The sequence below is a fragment of the Hymenobacter segetis genome, from assembly GCF_054776495.1.
On sequence record NZ_BAAHBV010000001.1, the window covers coordinates 477,953 to 494,421 of the forward strand.

The following is a 16,469-nucleotide window of genomic DNA, read 5'->3' on the forward strand; positions in this document are numbered from 1 at the left end:
AACCCTTTTGCCATGTTAGGATTCATTCTCAAATTCATTCTTACCGCCGTGCTGGTGTATGGCCTCAGCATGGTGCTGCCGGGCGTGGTGCTGGGCGGCGTGGGCAGTGCGGCCATTCTGGTCATCGTGCTGGGCATTCTGAATGCCATCGTAAAGCCCATTCTGCAAATTCTGGGCTTTCCCATCACGGTGCTCACGCTGGGCCTGTTTCTGTTGGTTATCAACGTCATCATCGTGAAATTGGCCGATTTCCTGATGAGCAGCTTTGATGTGCACGGCTTTCTGAATGCGCTGCTGTTCAGCATCGCGCTGTCGGTGGTGAATGCCGTGGTGGATTTGGTGATGGATTAGATTTTATTGCTAATACCCAAAAAAGGGCTTCCCGCGCGTGCGGGAAGCCCTTTTTTGTTACGCATTTATTCTGGTTTACGTCAGGCAGCTACCTGCCGCTGACGCCACCGGCGCAGGGCCCAGCCGCCCGCTCCCATCAGTAGTAATAAAGGCCAGATGTTGGTGAGAGCAACTACCAACTCCAGCACAACCGACCAGCCCCGGTAAAAGGCCGTGAGGAACTGCGGGGAAAAGTCGTGCATGGGAGTTTGAGGTGCGGGCGTTGGCAATACTTGGAAGTAGTGAAGCGTCAGAGTTGCCCAGTCGGCGCGGGTGCCGAACCGTTGCAACTGCGACTCAGTAGTGGCGGCATCAGCCCGTTGCCGCCGGATTTCGCCCTCCAGGTGGGTGCGTTCGTCGGGAGAGGTGGCGCGGGCTAGCTGCTGGCGTAGCTGGGTTTCGGAAGTCTGTTGTTCTTGGAGATGGGCGGCCGTTGCGAGTACATCAGCCGTGATATCGGCAGAGGCAATGTCTTTGTTCTCGATATGGCCCAGCCTTCCTAGGGCGGATACCAGGGCTACAAACTGAGCTGGCGGCACTTTTACCGTCATTTCCTGGCGGCGCTGGCCATCGGCGCGGGTTTCGTGGGCGGTACCGAGATAGGCACCGTGGTGCTCCAGTAGCGCATTGATGCGGTCGGTGGCTTTGTCGAAATCCTCCACCTCCATGTTCAGTTCGGCCTGATAGGCGACCGAGTGCCCGGGCTGGACCTTGGGTGTGGCAACTACCTCGGGTTGTACCGCTTGCTCATCAGGCATTGCCACTGTTGTGGGCTGCGAAGTAGTGGATGAGGCGGGAGCCTGATTGTTTGCGGTGGCCGGTTCGGCGGCAAGGGCAATAGTTTCGTCGGATTTGGATTGGCTGCACCCGGCCAGCCCCAGTCCGAGCAGGACGGGAATTATCAGGAATTTCATCGGCAATGAATTGGGAAAGCTGAATGGAAAAGGACTCAGCGGCGCAGCTGAACCTTTATCCAAATTCAGCTTTTCGGTAACCCGATGGGGCAAAAAAACAGCCCGACCTGTAAGGGGCGGGCTGTTTAAAAACTGCGTTGCGATATCCGCAATAGGGCTTTTAGGTATCAATAAAAAAACTATAGGCGGCGAATATCAGCCCCCAGTGCATTCAAGCGCAGGTCGATGTTCTGGTAGCCGCGGTCAATCTGCTCCACGTTTTCGATGGTGCTTTTGCCTTCGGCCGACAGCGCGGCGATGAGCAAGGCTACGCCGGCCCGGATATCGGGCGAAGTCATGGTGATGCCGCGCAGGCGGGTGCGCTGGTCGAGGCCGATGACGGTGGCGCGGTGCGGGTCGCAAAGAATTACCTGCGCGCCCATGTCGATGAGCTTATCGACGAAGAACAGGCGCGACTCAAACATCTTCTGGTGAATGAGGACTGTGCCCTTGGCCTGGCAGGCCACCACGAGCACAATGCTGAGCAAGTCGGGGGTGAAGCCGGGCCAGGTGTGGTCGCTCACCGTCAGGATGGAGCCGTCGAGGTAAGTAGCAATTTCGTAGTGCTCCTGGGCCGGAATGTAAATGTCATCGCCCCGGAATTCCAGTTGGATGCCCAGCTTGCGGAAGGTGTCGGGGATGAGGCCGAGCTCGGGAATCTGGCAGTCCTTGATGGTGATTTCGGAGCCCGTCATGGCCGCGAGGCCGATGAAGGAGCCGATTTCAATCATATCCGGCAGCATGCGGTGGTCGGTACCGCCGAGCTTCTCCACTCCCACGATGGTGAGCAGGTTGGAGCCAATGCCTTGGATATTAGCGCCCATGCGTACGAGCATGCGGCACAGCTGCTGCAGGTAAGGCTCGCAGGCGGCGTTGTAGATGGTAGTGGTACCTTCGGCCAGTACGGCGGCCATCAGGATATTAGCGGTGCCGGTTACCGAGGCTTCATCGAGCAGCATGTGGGTGCCCTGCAACTTGCCTTCCACCTTGATGCGGTAGAAATCAGTGCCTTCGAGCGTGAGCTTGCCGCCCAGCTTTTCGAGGCCCAGAAAGTGCGTATCCATCGGCCGGCGGCCGATTTTGTCTCCGCCCGGCTTGGGCAGCTGGCAGCGGCCGTAGCGCCCCAGCATGGGGCCGAGAATCATAACCGAGCCGCGCAACGCGCCGGCCTGGGCCACGAACTCGGGCGTGTCCATGTAATCAAGGTTGACATCCTCGGCCTGGAAAATGTAGGTATCGGTGGCCAGTTTGCCCACTTTCACGCCCATGTCGCGCAGCAGCTCGATGAGCTTGTTGACGTCGCGGATGTCGGGGATATTGCTGATGGTTACGGGTTCCGGAGTCAGCAATACCGCGCAGAGAATCTGTAGGGCTTCGTTTTTGGCGCCCTGGGGCGTGATTTCGCCGCGCAGTGGTTTGCCGCCGCGTACTTCAAATGCAGCCATTGAGGTTGGATTGGGATTCTAAATGAAGAACGTCATGCAGAGTGCAGCGAAGCATCTTTACCGAGCAATGCAATCATTTACTGTTGCGGTAAAGATGCTTCGCTGCACTCTGCATGACGTGCTGGAAATAAATTATTGAGGGGGCTGTTGCGGCTCCTGGCTGCGGCCTTTCTTACGCTTCTTACCGTTTTTGTTGCTAAAGCTATTGCCCCGGTTGTCGCGGTCGCGGCCTTCGCGGCGGTCGCGGTTCTGGCCTTCGCGCTGCTGCGGCTGGGGTACGATGAACGGCTTGGTTCCCGCCGGAGCGGCTGGCATCTCAAACAGGCCTTCGCTGTCCACCACGGCCGCGTCGAGCTTGAGCTGGCCGCCCGAGAGCTCACCCAAATGCCGCAAAATGGTCACATCCTTGGCGTTTTCCTTGTTGTGCTGGCGGTAGAGGAACTTCATAGTTCGCCCAATCTGGATGGTGGCCTGCTCGCGCTCGGCCGCATCCTCCAGGGTCAGGGCTTTCGCAATCAGCGCCTCAATGGCTGCGCCGTAAGCGCGCAGCTTGGGCGCGGTGCGGGGGTAGGGCACACGGCCGGGCTTTTCGGTGCGTACCGTGAGGCTGCGCAGGGCTACGGGCGCTTCCAGGGCCACATCCTCGCCGGCCATGGCGTGCAGGTGGTTCCAGAGGCGGGTCTGGATTTCGGGCAGGTCGCGCAAAGCCGGTTGCAGGCGCAGCATGAGCTGCACAATGGCGGTGGCGCGCTTGGTACGCTCGGCCACGTCCTCAATGTCTTTGAGGCCCTGAATGAGCTGGTAAGTGCTGTGCCCGTATTCGCGCACCAGCAACTGCAGGTGGAAGGGCAGGGAATTAATATCGGTCATAAAAAGCAGGAGGGAGGCCGCCAGAGGCGGGGCTCAGGCCAAAGATACGGCGTTGGGGCCGTCGTGTAGTGCATGAAAGCACGTCATGCTGAGCTTGTCGAAGCATCTCTACCGCGCAACTAACTATTAAAAGTTGCAACGAAGCGGTAGAGATGCTTCGACAAGCTCAGCATGACGTTCCTAATTAACCGTTCGGAAGCATCGAAAACCTAATGCACCCGCAGCTTTGCGAAACTCAGCAGCAGCACTTTCTCGCCCACTTCCTCGAATTGAATGGTGGCTTTGGTGGTTCCCTGCTGGGTTTCAAGCGCGCTCACTGTGCCGAAACCGAACTTGGCGTGCTCCACGCGCTGGCCAGCTTGCAGCTTGGATGTGTCAGAAGGCGTGAAGTCGGCCGGAGCTACGTACTTGGTGGCCTGCACCTTGCGCGGCGGTGTCGGAATCAGGTTCGAACGACGCTCGAAAACGTGCTGGAACGGGCCCGGCTCGCCCGCACCCGGCCCGGAAGCAAACTTGAAGTTGACGTACTGCGGGTCAATCTCGTCCAGAAAGCGGCTTTTTTCGCAGCTGCGCAGGTTGCCCCACTGGTAGCGCGAGGTAGCGTAGCTCAAGGTCAGCTTCTTCTCGGCCCGCGTAATGGCTACGTAGAACAGGCGGCGCTCCTCCTCCAAATCGGCCCGCGAGGTAATCATCATCTGGCTCGGGAAAAGGTTTTCCTCCATGCCCACGATGTACACGTTGCGGAATTCCAGTCCCTTAGCGGAGTGAATAGTCATCAGGGTCACGGCTTCACCTTCCTGCGCCGCGTCCTTCAGGTCCGAGTCCGTTACGAGGGCGATGTCCTGGAGGAACGCGCCGAGGCTCTTGTCCTCACGCTCGGGGTCATCCACGTATTCCTTGATGCCGTTGAGCAGTTCCTGGATGTTCTCATAACGCGAAAGGCCTTCAATGCTTTTATCGGCATAAAGCTCCTCAAGCATCCCGGAGTTTTTGGCGATGAATTTGGCCGCTTCAAAAGCATCCTCCTTCTCGGCAACCACAATATAGCTCTTGATTTTTTCGGCAAATCCTACTACTGGATTGCTCACCCGCGCCGGCATAAACTGGTCGGCGTGGGCCACTACTTCCCACAGCGTATGGTTGGCTTCATCGGCCGTGGTAATCAATTTGCTGATGGTGGTGTCGCCAATGCCACGCTTCGGGTAATTAATTACCCGGCGAATGGCCTGCTCATCATTTTGGTTAACCGTAAGGCGCAAATAGGCCACCAAATCCTTGATTTCCTTGCGCTGATAAAACGACAGGCCGCCAACAATTTTGTATTTGATATTTAATTTTCGCAACGATTCTTCCATCGCGCGGCTTTGCGCGTTGGTGCGATAGAGAATGGCAAAATTGTCGTACGACAAATGCCCATTCATCTTGTCCTCGAAGATGGAATTGGCCACCAGTTTACCTTCCTCGTTGTCCGATGCGGCTTTCAGAACTTCAATCAGCGTCCCATCCTCATTCTCCGAAAAGACATCCTTGCGCAACTGTGCCTGATTGTTTTTAATCACTGAATTCGCGGCCCACACGATATTTTTCGTGGAGCGGTAATTCTGCTCCAGCTTAAATACCTGCAATTCGGGGTAATCCTTTTCGAAATTCAGAATATTGGAAATGTCCGCGCCCCGGAAGGCGTAAATACTCTGCGCATCGTCGCCCACCACGCAAATATTCCGCTCCTTCGCCGCTAGTTTGCGCGTAATTAAATACTGCGAATAGTTGGTGTCCTGATATTCGTCCACCATCACAAACCGGAACATATTCTGGTATTTATTCAGAATATCGGCGTGGTCCCGGAACAGCACGTTAGTATTGAAGAGCAGGTCATCAAAATCCATCGCGCCGGCCTTGAAACAGCGCTGCTGATACTGCTGGTAGAGCACACCGATTTTGGGCCGCAGCGCCGCCTCATCGTCAGCCTTGATGGCGGCATCGTTCAGGTACTGGTTATAGGAAATCAGCTTGTTCTTCGCGGCTGAGATGCGGCCCAACACCAGACTAGCTTTGTATAGCTTGTCGTCCAGCTCCAGCTCTTTCACAATCTGGCCAATCAGGGTTTTTGAGTCCTGCGTGTCGTAGATGGTGAAGCTGCGCGGGTAGCCGATTTTATCGGCCTCGGAACGCAGGATTTTGGCGAAAACCGAGTGAAAGGTGCCCATCCAGAGGTTGCGGGCGGCGGGGCCAACCACCTTTTCCACGCGGGCACGCATTTCCTTGGCGGCCTTGTTGGTGAAGGTGAGGGCGAGGATGTTGAACGGGTCGACGCCCTTTTCGAGCAGGTTGGCGATGCGGTAGGTGAGCACCCGGGTTTTGCCCGAGCCGGCTCCGGCGATAATCATGCAGGGGCCTTCGGTTTGCATCACCGCGGCGCCTTGCGACGGATTCAGGAGGGAAAGATAATCTAGTGCCATGTGCGAAATAAGCCGCCTTTTGGGCGGGTCTACAAAGGTACGGAGCCCCGGGCAGGGGCGGGCCATCATTTCGGGCCCGCGCCGCCGGGGTTATCTTTGTGAATGATTATTATCCAGGAAACGGTCATTTCCGATGACATCGCCGACAACTTTTTCGTCTGCAACCTCGACGCCTGCAAGGGGGCCTGTTGCGTGGAGGGCGACCTCGGCGCGCCGCTCGAAGAGCCCGAGCTGAAGATTCTGGAGCAGGAATACGCCAACATCAAGCCCTTCCTCACCGAAGCCGGGCAAGCCGCCATCGAGGCCCAGGGCCTCTACATCAAGGACTGGGAGGGCGATTTCAGCACCACCACGATTGACGACAAGGAGTGCGCCTATGCGCTCTGGGACGAGCGCGGCATCCTGAAATGTGGCATCGAACAGGCCTATCTGGCCGGGGCAACCACGTTCAAAAAGCCCATCAGCTGCCACTTATATCCGATTCGCATTACGAAATACGAAGGGTTCGACGCGCTGAACTATGACCGGTGGAATATCTGCAACCCGGCCTGTGACTTCGGCGGTAAGCTGGGCGTGAAAGTGTACCAGTTTCTCAAGGAGCCGCTGATTCGCAAGTATGGCGAGAGCTGGTACGGGCAGCTGGTGCAGGAAATTGAGAACCCGACGCCGGAAAAGAAGTAGCCTCGCTGTCATCCTGAACGCAGTGAAGGACCTTACCACGCCAGAACAAGCCGTTCGAGCGTGATAAGGTCCTTCACTGCGTTCAGGATGACAAAGAATTTTCTATGCCTCCGTCACCACAATTTTCTCAATTTCGTCGTTGGGCGTAATTTTGTCGATAACGTCCACGCCATCCACAACTTTGCCGAACACGGTGTGCACGCGGTCGAGGTGGGCGGTGTTGTCGCGCGAGTGCACGATGAAGAACTGCGAGCCGCCCGTGTTTTTGCCGGCGTGGGCCATGCTCAGCGCGCCGCGCTCGTGGTACTGGTGGCCGCCGCTGGTTTCGCAGTCGATTTTGTAGCCGGGGCCGCCGGTGCCGGGCTGGCCTTTGGCACCTTCGCGGGTGTTGGGGCAGCCGCCCTGAATCACGAAATTCGGGATGACGCGGTGGAATTTCAGGCCGTCGTAATAGCCTTTCTCGGCCAGGTCGGTGAAGTTTTTAACGGTTTTCGGAGCGTCCTGCTCGTAAAACTCAACTTTCATTACACCTTTCTTGGTGTGGATTTCGGCAGTTTTCATGAATCGCAGATTTTTAGCGGATTAAACGAATTTCCCGGAAGCAGTTACTGCTTTCGGCGGGCGAAGGTAATAATTTGATGCGCTTACGAAACATCCGGCATAGGCTGTTACTTCGTAAGCTCACAGCCGTAGGGTTACTTACGGCGTTTATCTTTTTTCGCTTAGCTGCTTTTCTTCTTTCACACTATCTGTTTCATGAAAAAATCATTTGCTCCCCTGTTGGTTGCCCTCGCTACCTCTCTAATGCTGGCTAGCTGCGGCAACGACAAGCCCGCTACTACCGAAACCGAAACCGTTAGCACCGTAAACCCAGCTGATTCCCTCGCGGCCATTGCTGGTGATTCGGCCCGCATGGCCAAGCCCGAAGGCGTGATGGTGGACGGCGTGGCCATGACGGCCGATAAAAACATCGTAGCCAATGCTTCCGGTGCCAAGAGCGTAAGTACTCTGGTTGCTGCCGTGAAGCAGGCCGGTTTGGTTGAAACCCTGAGCGGTACGGGTCCCTTCACCGTATTCGCGCCCACCAACGCGGCCTTCGAAAAGCTGCCCAAAGGCGCAGTAGCCGGCCTGATGGACCCCGCCAGCAAAGCCAAGCTGGCCGGCATGCTCACCTACCACGTCATCCCCGGCCGCCTCGTGGCCGCCGACCTGAAAGACGGCCAGGAGCTGACCACCGTGAACGGCGAAAAGCTGCACATCACTGTGAAAAACGGCCAGATTATGGTTGGGAACGGCAAAGATGCCCCCGCCACTGTGCAAATTGCCGATGTGATTTCGAGCAACGGCGTGACCCACGTAATTGATAGCGTGGTGCTGCCCACGGCGAAGTAACTCGACCTGTTGACAAAAGAAAGGCGGCCACTCATGTAAGAGTGGCCGCCTTTCTTTTGTCTCTGCTATTTCAATTAGTGTCGGTTATCCTCGCCCGCCAGCATACTCAAATAGCTGTCATAGCGAGGGAGGGCGATGCGGCCCTGGTCCACGGCTTCGCGCACGGCGCAGCCGGGCTCGTGGGTGTGCTGGCAGTTGTGGTAGCGGCACTGGCCCAGCAGGGCGCGGAATTCGGGGAAGTAGCCGGCCAGCTCGGCGGGCGGCAGGTCTACGAGGCCCAGTTCTTTGATGCCGGGCGTGTCGATGATGAAGGTACCGGGGCGCACTTCCAGCATTTCGGCGAAGGTGGTTGTGTGCACGCCTTTGTCGGAAAATTCGCTGATTTCGGCGGTTTTCAGGTCGAGGTCGGGCACCAGGGCGTTGATGAGTGTGCTTTTGCCCACGCCGGAGTGGCCGGCCAGCAGGCTTACTTTGCCATCGAGCAGTTGGTCGATTTCGGCCACGCCCTCGCCGGTGGTGGCGGCACAGGTGCGGCTGGGGTAGCCCAGGCTGGCGTACATCCCCGCAATCTGGGCCTGGTACTCGAAGCCGTCCTCGTCGTACAAATCCGTCTTATTAAAGAGCAGCGTGACGGGAATGTGGTAGGCCTCGGCCGTGACCAGAAACCGGTCGATAAACCCGAATGACGTGGCCGGCGACACCAGCGTAACCACCAGCAGCGCCTGGTCCAGATTAGCCGCTACAATGTGGACGTGGCCGGTTTTGTGCACCGAGCGGCGCACGATGTAGTTGCGACGCGGCGCGATGTGCGAGATAACGCCTGCGCCCTCGGTCTGGGCTTCGATGCTGAAATCGACCAGGTCGCCCACGGCCAGCGGGTTGCTGGCTTTCAGGCCTTTTATCTTGAATTTGCCGCGCAGGCGACAGCGGTACAATTGCCCGGTTTCGAGGCCGCGCACGATGTACCACGAGCCCGTGGATTTCACCACGATGCCGTGTAGCAGGCCGGTGGGGCCATCGGGGAGGTAAGAATCAGCGGTTTTCATCGGGTGGGAGTGAGGGTGCGCAGGGCGGCCATGATGGTGCGCGTGGCCCCGGCCTGGTCGTGCACGTAGTCGAGAATGGTGTCCTGGAGGCGCAGGCGGGCCTCGTCAGTGTTCCAGAGGTAGGTGAAGGCGGCTTCCAGCTCCGCGCCGTTGTGCACGGGGAACGCGCCTTTCATCGCCACCAGCTCCACGGCTTCCTGAAACTTGCCATACGTAGGCCCGAAAAACAGCGGCAAGCCGAATGCCGCCGCTTCCAGTGTGTTGTGCAGGCCCTTGCCGAAAGCGCCGCCCACGTAGGCATACTCCCCAAAGCGGTAAAGCTGACTCAGCAGGCCCACATTATCAAACAGCAGCACGCGGAACAGGCCCACGGTAGCCGCATCGGCCAGCGAATACCGCTGCACTGGCCCTGGTAGTGTGGTTTCGACCAGGCGCAGGTTTGTTTCCGTGACTTCGTGCGGGGCGATGAGCACGCGCAGCTCCGCGCCGTAGCGTTGCAGCAGCGGGAGCAGCACGGGCAGGTCTTCGGCCCAGCTGCTGCCCACCACCAGCACCGGCGCGCCATCGGCCACGAAGGCATCGACCAGCGGCAAATGGCGGGCCGGGGCCAACGCGGTGGCCACCACGGTATCGAAACGGGTATCGCCGGCCACGCTCACCTTGTCAATTCCGGCATCGCGCAGCAATTGGGCCGAGGCTTCGTTCTGCGTGAAAATGTGCGTGAAGCGCGTCAGGATTCTCCGAAAGAAGCCGCCCCAGGGCTTGAAAAACACCTGCTCAGGCCGGAAAATGGCCGACACGACAATGGCCGGAATTCGACGCTGAAAAGCCTCGTTCAGGTAATGATACCAGAATTCGTACTTCACAAATACCACCAGCCGGGGCTGCACGATATCCAGAAAAGCACGGGCGTTGGCGCGGGTATCCAGCGGCAGGTAGAAGATGTAGTCAGCACCCGGCCAGTTTTTGCGGATTTCGTAGCCTGAAGGCGAGAAAAACGTGAGCACTACTTTGGTGTCGGGATGCGCCTGCCGGTAGGCCTCAATAAGTGGGCGGCCCTGCTCAAACTCGCCCAGCGAGGCGCAGTGAAACCACACGCGGGGCGCGGCATCGGCCCCAATCGTATTTCGGATGTGGGCCAACAGCCCACGCCGGCCCGCCACCCAGGCCGCAGCCTTGGGTACAAACGGCGCTAACAGCCGGAGCAGCAGGCCATACAGGCCCAGGGCGATATCGTAGAGGAAAAGCAAGCCCCAAAATTACGCACTACGCGCCTAGTCGATGTTTCGGGGCACGATTAAACCCCTTTATCGGCTTCCCAATCCACGGGGCAGGCCTCGCCGTTGTTCTCGTAGTATTGCAGCGCGTCAATCATGCGCAGGGCCTCGGTGAGGCTGCGGCCCAGCGGCCGGTCATTCACTAATTGGTGCCGCACGATGCCGTCGCGGTCAATCAAAAAGAGGCCCCGATAAGACATTGGCGAACCCACGAAAGTCATTTCGCCCTGCTCGGCGTAGTCGTAGTGGCCGCCCAGCACGTCGTAGTTGGCCGAGATGGTTTTGGTGGCATCGGCCACCAGCGGGTAGGTCACGCCGGCAATGCCGCCCTTGTCGCGGGGTATTTCCTGCCAGGCCAAGTGGGCGTAGTGCGAATCAGTGGAGCAGCCCACCACAGCCACGCCGCGCTGCTCAAACTCCGCCAGCCGGTCCTGAAACGCCAGGATTTCGGTGGGGCACACCCGGCTGAAATCGGCGGGGTAGAAGTAGAACAGGACGTGCTTCTTGCCCAAGTAGCGGTCGAGCGAAAACTCTTCTTCGGTCTTGCCGTCAATCACGGCCGTGGCCTTAAAGGAAGGGGCGCGCTTGCCCACGAGAACTGCCATGCGGAGGGGGATAGGTATTGGTTATTCAAATAATTTGTCATCCTGAGCGCAGCGAAGGACCTTATCACAAATGAGCAATAAGGTGCTAACGTGATAAGGTCCTTCGCTGCGCTCAGGATGACAAACGCTTTATCTACTGCCTGGGTTGGCTTTGCCGCCCGCCTCACCCCTGGCACACAAACTGAAACGTATGCCGCGTGCGCTGCTCCAGCAGCAGCCGCTTGCCGGCCGTGAGACGCGCAATGCTGGCCGCATCGTAATTCTTGATGGTGAACAGCGTGAGGCCCGTGTTGTAGTGCAGCGTGAACTGCTCGCGCAGCAAATCGAGCAGCTGATGCACCCGCCGCTCCGAATAATCGACGCACACCGAAAAGCTGATGGCCGAGTTCTGCATCACGTTAATCTTGAGCTTGGCCTGCGCCAGCGCCCCAAAAATCACCGCCATGTTCTCCTCCGAGATAAATGAAAAGTCCTTGCTCGCAAACGACAGCAGCGCCTGGTCCGTCTTCCGGATAAATGCCGGGGCCAGCGCCGGATGCTGGCAGTCGTGAATGAGCGTGCCCTCCGCCGCCGGGTCCAGAAACGACTTCACGCGCAGCGGAATGTTGCGGTCGGCCAACGGTTTCAGCGTTTTTGGGTGGATGACGGATGCGCCGTAATACGCCATCTCAATGGTTTCGCGGTAGCTGATTTCGGGGTAGCGCACCGTGTCGGGGAAAATCTTAGGGTCGGCGTTCAGCAGCCCCGCCACGTCTTTCCAGATGGTCACCGACTCGGCCCGCAGGCAGTAGGCCAGGATGGCGGCCGTATAGTCGGAGCCTTCGCGGCCGAGGGTGGTGGTGCGGCCGTCGGCCGTGCCGCCAAGAAATCCCTGTGTGACAACAATGCCTTTTGCCAGCAGAAGGGGCAGCGTCTCAGCGATGTTTCGCTCGGTTTCGGGCCACTTTACTCCAGCGTCTCGCCAGTTTTCGTCCGTTCGAATAAGGGGCCGGCAGTCTAGATAGTGTACGGGTCCGTACCAAGCCAACAGCAGCGCCAGCACGCGGGAAGCCAATAGCTCTCCAAAGCTTACCACTTGGTCATATTGCTCATCAAAATTGCCGTTTAAGTCGACTTGCTTCAGACGAGACTCAAGTTCCTTGAACAAAGCTTCCGTTTCGTCATAAACATGTTCGCTGCCGAAGCTGATGGGGATGACGCCTGCTATAGTATCGAAATGGTATTTTCTTAGCGCCGCAAGTTGAGATTGGCAACTCTTGCCAGCGTAAGCCAGCTGGAAAATCTCTTCCAGTGCATTGGTCGTCTTGCCCATTGCCGACACCACAATCACCAGCGGCCCCTGCGGCCCGAAGTCCCGCACAATGCGGCAGAGGTTAAGAATAGCCGCTGCATCTTTCACAGACGCGCCGCCGAATTTATACACCTGAAGTCCCTGTATTTTCTCCATAGGCTCCAAAAGTAGCGCCGCCGGCCGCAAACGCGCTTTTCAGGTCAGTGCGCTACCAAAATAAGGCGGTACGCCACCCTTTATGGGCAGTGCGGCATCGTTTTCGGACAGTGCGCCAGCGGTCCAGGGTAGCGCGCCACCGAGTTAGGGCAGTGCGCTACCCTTTTCAGGCAGCGTGCCACCTTTCTTGGGCAGTGCGCCAGCCTTTTTGGGTAGCGCACTGCCTTTTTAGGGTAGCCTGCCGGCCCCACCGCGAAAGCAACCGATTGCACTTCGCCCCGGCTAGAGTAGCTTTGTTGGGCATTCCCGCTACCTCAATTCGATTTCCCAATCCGCTATATGGACCACAATAAACTGGCCCTGCCCGTCGGCACCACCCTCGACCGTTTTATCATGCGCAAGCAGGAGGATTTCCCCTACGCCACGGGTGAGCTCTCCCAGCTGCTGCGCGACATTGCCCTGGCTGCTAAGATAGTTAACCGAGAAATCAACCGCTCCGGCCTTATCGATATCGCCGGGGCCTACGGTAGCCAGAACGTGCAGGGCGAAGACCAGCAGAAGCTCGACGTCATCGCCAACATCCGCTTCATCCGCGCCCTGCGCAACGGCGGCGAAGTCTGCACCATCATCTCCGAAGAAGACGACGAGATGATTCAAACCGGCAACAACCAGGGCAAATACGTGGTGGCCATCGACCCCCTCGACGGCTCCAGCAACATCGACGTCAACGTCAGCATCGGCACCATTTTCAGCATCTACCGCCGCGTGTCGCCCACCGGCCGCGAAGGCACCGCCGCCGATTGCCAGCAGCCCGGCACCCACCAGGTGGCCGCCGGCTACGTCATCTACGGCTCCAGTACCATGATGGTGTACACGACCGGAAATGGCGTGAATGGCTTCACCTACGAGCATTCGCTGGGCGAATTCTTCCTCTCGCACCCCGACATCATCACCCCCAAAACCGGGGCCATCTACTCCATCAACGAAGGCAGCTCCGACTCCTTCTCACCCGGCGTGGCCGCCTTCGTGCAGCAGTGCAAGGATAATAACTTTTCGGCCCGCTACATCGGCTCACTCGTGGCCGATTTCCACCGCAACCTGCTCAAAGGCGGCATCTACATCTACCCCGCCACCGCTAAAAACCCCAACGGCAAGCTGCGCCTCATGTATGAGTGCAACCCCCTCGCCTTCATCGTGGAGCAAGCCGGCGGCAAAAGCAGCAACGGCCACCGCCGCACCATGGAAATTGAGCCCCAGGCCCCGCACGAGCGCTGCCCCGTCTTCATCGGCAGCAAAGAGCTGGTGGAGCAAGCCGAAGCCCTCATTGCCCAGCACCAGCACGCTGCCAAAGAGCAGCCCGCCAAAGAGCCCAAAGCCAAAGCCGACGCTGCGAAATAACGGTGGGCAACAACACTAAAAAGAACGTCATGCTGAGCGCAGCCGAAGCATCTCTACCGCAGTAGTAAACAAATTACTTACGCGGTAGAGATGCTTCGACTGCGCTCAGCATGACGTTCCACTCAACTATAACAAAAAAGCCGCTCCTGATTTCAGGAGCGGCTTTTTTGTTGCTTAAGAAAGTCGAAATTACTCGGCCTTCTTGCGGCTTTTCTTAGCTGGGGCCGCAGCCTCCGGGTTGCCTTCAGCATCGGAAGATTCATCCGCTGCGCCAATCACGCCGCCAGTGCTCAAGGGCTCATCAGCGCTAGGCTCAGCCGCTTTCGCAGCTTTGGTCGATTTGGCTTTGGCCTTTGGAGCCTCGTCCGTAGCGGCCGAAGTTTCTTCGGTGGCTTCCGTAGCGGCGGCCGCTTCCTGGTAGGGGCGGTGCTTGCTCACGATGTCGTACCAGCTGGCCAGCTTCTTGATATCGGACAGGTACACGCGGTCGCGGTCGTAATCGGGAATCACGCCGGCCAGGAAATCGGTCAGCTCGCCTTCGCTCGACTTCGCCGTCACGGGCGAGGCCGCGCCGTGCTTCTGATAAATGCGCTCGAATACTTCCGTCAGCGGCACCGTCTCTTCGGGGTCCTGGGTATAGATGGAAATCTCCGACAGCAGCGACACTTTGTTGCGGGCCGGGGCCAGCGTGCGGGTTGCTTTTTCGTCGAGGCTTTCGACCAGCACGCCGTGGCGGGCGGCGCGCACCAGGCGGTACAGGCCGGGCATGCCGCTGATAGCGGCCAACTCTTGCAATTCGTAGGGCATTTTTGGGAATTTTGAGAATGAGAAATGAAGAACAAAGAATGAGGAATGAAGCACGAAACGCCGTGGGGCATTTCACCAGCTTCATTCCTCATTCGTCCTTCTTCAGGGCAAAACTACGGACTATTGCGCTTCCAGCGCGTTCGAGCCCGTCACACCCAGCTTGAACACAATGGGCAAGCTGGCCCGAATGGGCAGCTCCGGCTTTTTAAACTTCAGCAGGCGCGCTACGCGCAGGGCTTCTTCGCCCGTGCCGCCGCCCAGCTGCTTCACAATACGCATGTCCTGCATCGTACCATCGGCATTCAGCTGAAAGCTGATGATGCACTGGCCCTGAATGCGGTTGCGCTTGGCCATCGGCGGGTAGTGCAGTTCCTTGGCAATAAACTCGTACATGGCCACCTGGCCACCTTCGTAGTACTCCGCCACGGGGATGGATTTGCCCACTGAGCCGATGCCGGTGCCCTGCTCCGTCTGGGACTTGGGCGGCGTAGTGTTAGGAGTGGTTTGGGCGGCGGCCGGCGCGGCAGCCATCAGCAACAGGCCCAGGGCCAGCTGCGGAATGGAAATGTTTTTGGTCATGATGTTAATAAAGGGGCGGGGAAAAACGAGAGGAAAACGCAGCCCGTGCGGGCCAGTGGGCGGTTGGCAATTTAAGGGCCAATCTACGCATTAGCGGCGGCATCGGCCTTCCACTCGCTATTCACCTCCGTAATAAAGTCCAGCACCTCATCGCGCCCCAGCCCGGTTTCGGCCGAAGTCAGGAAATAGCGCGGCAGCTCGTCCCAGATTTCGCTCATCTTGCGCAGGTAGTCGGTCACCAGCGCCTTGGTCTGAGCCGTCGACTGCTTGTCGGCCTTCGTGAATATCATCACGAACGGAATGCCTTCTTCGCCCAGCTTTTCCATGAATTCTAAATCGGCCGCCTGCGGGGCGTGGCGCGAATCAATCAGCACGCACACGCACATCAGGTTGGCCCGGTTGCGCAGATAGTAATTAATCATCTTGGCCCATTCGGCCCGCGAGGTTTTGCTCACTTTGGCATAGCCGTAGCCCGGCAAATCGACCAGAAACCAATTATCGTTGATGACGAAATGATTAATTAATTGCGTCTTGCCCGGAGAGGACGACGTTTTGGCCAGCCCCTTGCGCTCCGTCAGCATATTAATAAGCGACGACTTGCCCACGTTGGAACGGCCGATAAAAGCGTATTCGGGCATAGTAGGAGCGGGGCACAAATCGGCCCGCGAATTACTGGTCAGAAAGCGCGCGTCGTGAATAATCATGGATAAGGCGGGGAATAAACGGGAAATTAACGAGCCGCAAAATTACGCCGGAATGCAACCCGATGATGAATAAATAAAAATGCAGCAATGAATGGCTATTTCATTGGTGCTTCTATATTTGCGCGGCATGCCAGCCAAACCAGCAGGCCACTGCTGCCGCACTCGACCACACCGAAATGGCCGAAATTTTGCCAAAAACCGCTTTTCGTAAGCAAACAGCCTATCTTTGCCCGTCATTGGCGTTGCCATGACGTGGCTCCGTGTGGGCTTTTACGCCCGGTAGCCGGTTACCTTCTGCGCAAATGCGCATTAAAGCCTAACCCTATCGTGGTTTTTCAGTATAAGCCCAAAATATAGTTGCCTGCTGCTGCCTCCGGCGTGGCATTTCCACTTACAACCCCTTCAGAAATTTCTTT

The 16,469-nt window shown here is 57.9% G+C and carries 16 protein-coding genes; 4 read left to right on the forward strand and 12 right to left on the reverse strand.

Features of this window, described 5'->3' with window-relative positions:
- The first annotated feature begins 12 nt into the window (after window positions 1–12).
- Window positions 13–351 carry a phage holin family protein gene (locus ACYU70_RS02075; protein ID WP_342297831.1) on the forward strand — a complete coding sequence of 113 codons (339 nt, stop codon included), beginning with the start codon at window positions 13–15 and terminating at the stop codon, window positions 349–351.
- 80 nt (window positions 352–431) lie between these two features.
- Here ACYU70_RS02075 and ACYU70_RS02080 read toward each other — a convergent pair whose 3' ends face one another.
- From ACYU70_RS02080 to ACYU70_RS02095, 4 genes are all read right to left on the reverse strand, one after another.
- The gene (locus tag ACYU70_RS02080; RefSeq protein WP_342297829.1) at window positions 432–1,304 is read right to left on the reverse strand and encodes a DUF4349 domain-containing protein; all 873 of its coding nucleotides are present in this window, start codon (window positions 1,302–1,304) and stop codon (window positions 432–434) included.
- A gap of 179 nt (window positions 1,305–1,483) precedes the next feature.
- Window positions 1,484–2,788, reverse strand: a complete 1,305-nt coding sequence (gene murA, locus ACYU70_RS02085; RefSeq protein WP_342297826.1) for a UDP-N-acetylglucosamine 1-carboxyvinyltransferase — start codon at window positions 2,786–2,788, stop codon at window positions 1,484–1,486.
- A gap of 132 nt (window positions 2,789–2,920) precedes the next feature.
- The gene (locus tag ACYU70_RS02090; RefSeq protein WP_342297823.1) at window positions 2,921–3,658 is read right to left on the reverse strand and encodes a DUF4290 domain-containing protein; all 738 of its coding nucleotides are present in this window, start codon (window positions 3,656–3,658) and stop codon (window positions 2,921–2,923) included.
- A 209-nt stretch (window positions 3,659–3,867) separates the two neighbouring features.
- A complete protein-coding gene (locus ACYU70_RS02095; protein ID WP_342297821.1) occupies window positions 3,868–6,117 on the reverse strand; it encodes an ATP-dependent helicase in 2,250 nt (749 codons plus the stop codon).
- Between the two features lie 102 nt (window positions 6,118–6,219).
- Here ACYU70_RS02095 and ACYU70_RS02100 point away from each other — a divergent pair, with 102 nt between their 5' ends.
- Window positions 6,220–6,798, forward strand: a complete 579-nt coding sequence (locus ACYU70_RS02100; RefSeq protein ID WP_342297819.1) for a DUF3109 family protein — start codon at window positions 6,220–6,222, stop codon at window positions 6,796–6,798.
- Between the two features lie 102 nt (window positions 6,799–6,900).
- Here ACYU70_RS02100 and ACYU70_RS02105 read toward each other — a convergent pair whose 3' ends face one another.
- Window positions 6,901–7,359, reverse strand: coding sequence for a peptidylprolyl isomerase (locus ACYU70_RS02105; RefSeq protein WP_342297818.1), 459 nt, complete (start codon window positions 7,357–7,359; stop codon window positions 6,901–6,903).
- A gap of 195 nt (window positions 7,360–7,554) precedes the next feature.
- On the opposite strand from ACYU70_RS02105, the gene ACYU70_RS02110 reads away from it, so the two are divergent.
- Window positions 7,555–8,190, forward strand: coding sequence for a fasciclin domain-containing protein (locus tag ACYU70_RS02110; RefSeq protein WP_342297815.1), 636 nt, complete (start codon window positions 7,555–7,557; stop codon window positions 8,188–8,190).
- Window positions 8,191–8,264: 74 nt separating this feature from the next.
- Here ACYU70_RS02110 and rsgA read toward each other — a convergent pair whose 3' ends face one another.
- The 4 genes from rsgA to ACYU70_RS02130 form a co-directional block, all read right to left on the reverse strand.
- The gene (rsgA, locus tag ACYU70_RS02115) at window positions 8,265–9,236 is read right to left on the reverse strand and encodes a ribosome small subunit-dependent GTPase A (protein WP_342297814.1); all 972 of its coding nucleotides are present in this window, start codon (window positions 9,234–9,236) and stop codon (window positions 8,265–8,267) included.
- Window positions 9,233–10,486 (reverse strand): 3-deoxy-D-manno-octulosonic acid transferase, encoded by a 1,254-nt coding sequence (locus tag ACYU70_RS02120; protein WP_342297812.1) that lies wholly within the window; start codon window positions 10,484–10,486, stop codon window positions 9,233–9,235. Before ACYU70_RS02120 ends, rsgA begins: the two co-directional genes overlap by 4 nt.
- Window positions 10,487–10,533: 47 nt before the next feature.
- A complete protein-coding gene (locus ACYU70_RS02125) occupies window positions 10,534–11,118 on the reverse strand; it encodes a peroxiredoxin (RefSeq protein ID WP_342297809.1) in 585 nt (194 codons plus the stop codon).
- A gap of 163 nt (window positions 11,119–11,281) precedes the next feature.
- The gene (locus ACYU70_RS02130) at window positions 11,282–12,565 is read right to left on the reverse strand and encodes an aspartate kinase (protein WP_342297807.1); all 1,284 of its coding nucleotides are present in this window, start codon (window positions 12,563–12,565) and stop codon (window positions 11,282–11,284) included.
- Window positions 12,566–12,904: 339 nt separating this feature from the next.
- Here ACYU70_RS02130 and fbp point away from each other — a divergent pair, with 339 nt between their 5' ends.
- Window positions 12,905–13,963: a class 1 fructose-bisphosphatase gene (gene fbp / locus ACYU70_RS02135; RefSeq protein ID WP_342297805.1), complete on the forward strand. Its 1,059-nt coding sequence runs from the start codon at window positions 12,905–12,907 to the stop codon at window positions 13,961–13,963.
- A gap of 189 nt (window positions 13,964–14,152) precedes the next feature.
- On the opposite strand, the gene ACYU70_RS02140 is transcribed toward fbp, so the two are convergent.
- The 3 genes from ACYU70_RS02140 to yihA all read right to left on the reverse strand — a co-directional run bounded on the left by ACYU70_RS02140 (window position 14,153) and on the right by yihA (window position 16,053).
- Window positions 14,153–14,770 carry a DUF5606 family protein gene (locus ACYU70_RS02140; RefSeq protein WP_342297804.1) on the reverse strand — a complete coding sequence of 206 codons (618 nt, stop codon included), beginning with the start codon at window positions 14,768–14,770 and terminating at the stop codon, window positions 14,153–14,155.
- A 120-nt stretch (window positions 14,771–14,890) separates the two neighbouring features.
- The gene (locus tag ACYU70_RS02145; RefSeq protein WP_342297802.1) at window positions 14,891–15,349 is read right to left on the reverse strand and encodes an energy transducer TonB; all 459 of its coding nucleotides are present in this window, start codon (window positions 15,347–15,349) and stop codon (window positions 14,891–14,893) included.
- Between the two features lie 83 nt (window positions 15,350–15,432).
- Window positions 15,433–16,053: a ribosome biogenesis GTP-binding protein YihA/YsxC gene (yihA, locus tag ACYU70_RS02150; protein ID WP_342297800.1), complete on the reverse strand. Its 621-nt coding sequence runs from the start codon at window positions 16,051–16,053 to the stop codon at window positions 15,433–15,435.
- Window positions 16,054–16,469 lie beyond the last annotated feature (416 nt).

What these genes read in the sequence shown, in the direction of transcription:
- ACYU70_RS02075 (WP_342297831.1), top strand. Translation starts at nt 13, where the DNA reads ATGTTAGGATTCATTCTCAAATTCATTCTTACCGCCGTGCTGGTGTAT.
- ACYU70_RS02080 (WP_342297829.1), bottom strand. Translation starts at nt 1,304, where the DNA reads ATGAAATTCCTGATAATTCCCGTCCTGCTCGGACTGGGGCTGGCCGGG.
- murA (WP_342297826.1), bottom strand. Translation starts at nt 2,788, where the DNA reads ATGGCTGCATTTGAAGTACGCGGCGGCAAACCACTGCGCGGCGAAATC.
- ACYU70_RS02090 (WP_342297823.1), bottom strand. Translation starts at nt 3,658, where the DNA reads ATGACCGATATTAATTCCCTGCCCTTCCACCTGCAGTTGCTGGTGCGC.
- ACYU70_RS02095 (WP_342297821.1), bottom strand. Translation starts at nt 6,117, where the DNA reads ATGGCACTAGATTATCTTTCCCTCCTGAATCCGTCGCAAGGCGCCGCG.
- ACYU70_RS02100 (WP_342297819.1), top strand. Translation starts at nt 6,220, where the DNA reads ATGATTATTATCCAGGAAACGGTCATTTCCGATGACATCGCCGACAAC.
- ACYU70_RS02105 (WP_342297818.1), bottom strand. Translation starts at nt 7,359, where the DNA reads ATGAAAACTGCCGAAATCCACACCAAGAAAGGTGTAATGAAAGTTGAG.
- ACYU70_RS02110 (WP_342297815.1), top strand. Translation starts at nt 7,555, where the DNA reads ATGAAAAAATCATTTGCTCCCCTGTTGGTTGCCCTCGCTACCTCTCTA.
- rsgA (WP_342297814.1), bottom strand. Translation starts at nt 9,236, where the DNA reads ATGAAAACCGCTGATTCTTACCTCCCCGATGGCCCCACCGGCCTGCTA.
- ACYU70_RS02125 (WP_342297809.1), bottom strand. Translation starts at nt 11,118, where the DNA reads ATGGCAGTTCTCGTGGGCAAGCGCGCCCCTTCCTTTAAGGCCACGGCC.
- ACYU70_RS02130 (WP_342297807.1), bottom strand. Translation starts at nt 12,565, where the DNA reads ATGGAGAAAATACAGGGACTTCAGGTGTATAAATTCGGCGGCGCGTCT.
- fbp (WP_342297805.1), top strand. Translation starts at nt 12,905, where the DNA reads ATGGACCACAATAAACTGGCCCTGCCCGTCGGCACCACCCTCGACCGT.
- ACYU70_RS02140 (WP_342297804.1), bottom strand. Translation starts at nt 14,770, where the DNA reads ATGCCCTACGAATTGCAAGAGTTGGCCGCTATCAGCGGCATGCCCGGC.
- ACYU70_RS02145 (WP_342297802.1), bottom strand. Translation starts at nt 15,349, where the DNA reads ATGACCAAAAACATTTCCATTCCGCAGCTGGCCCTGGGCCTGTTGCTG.
- yihA (WP_342297800.1), bottom strand. Translation starts at nt 16,053, where the DNA reads ATGATTATTCACGACGCGCGCTTTCTGACCAGTAATTCGCGGGCCGAT.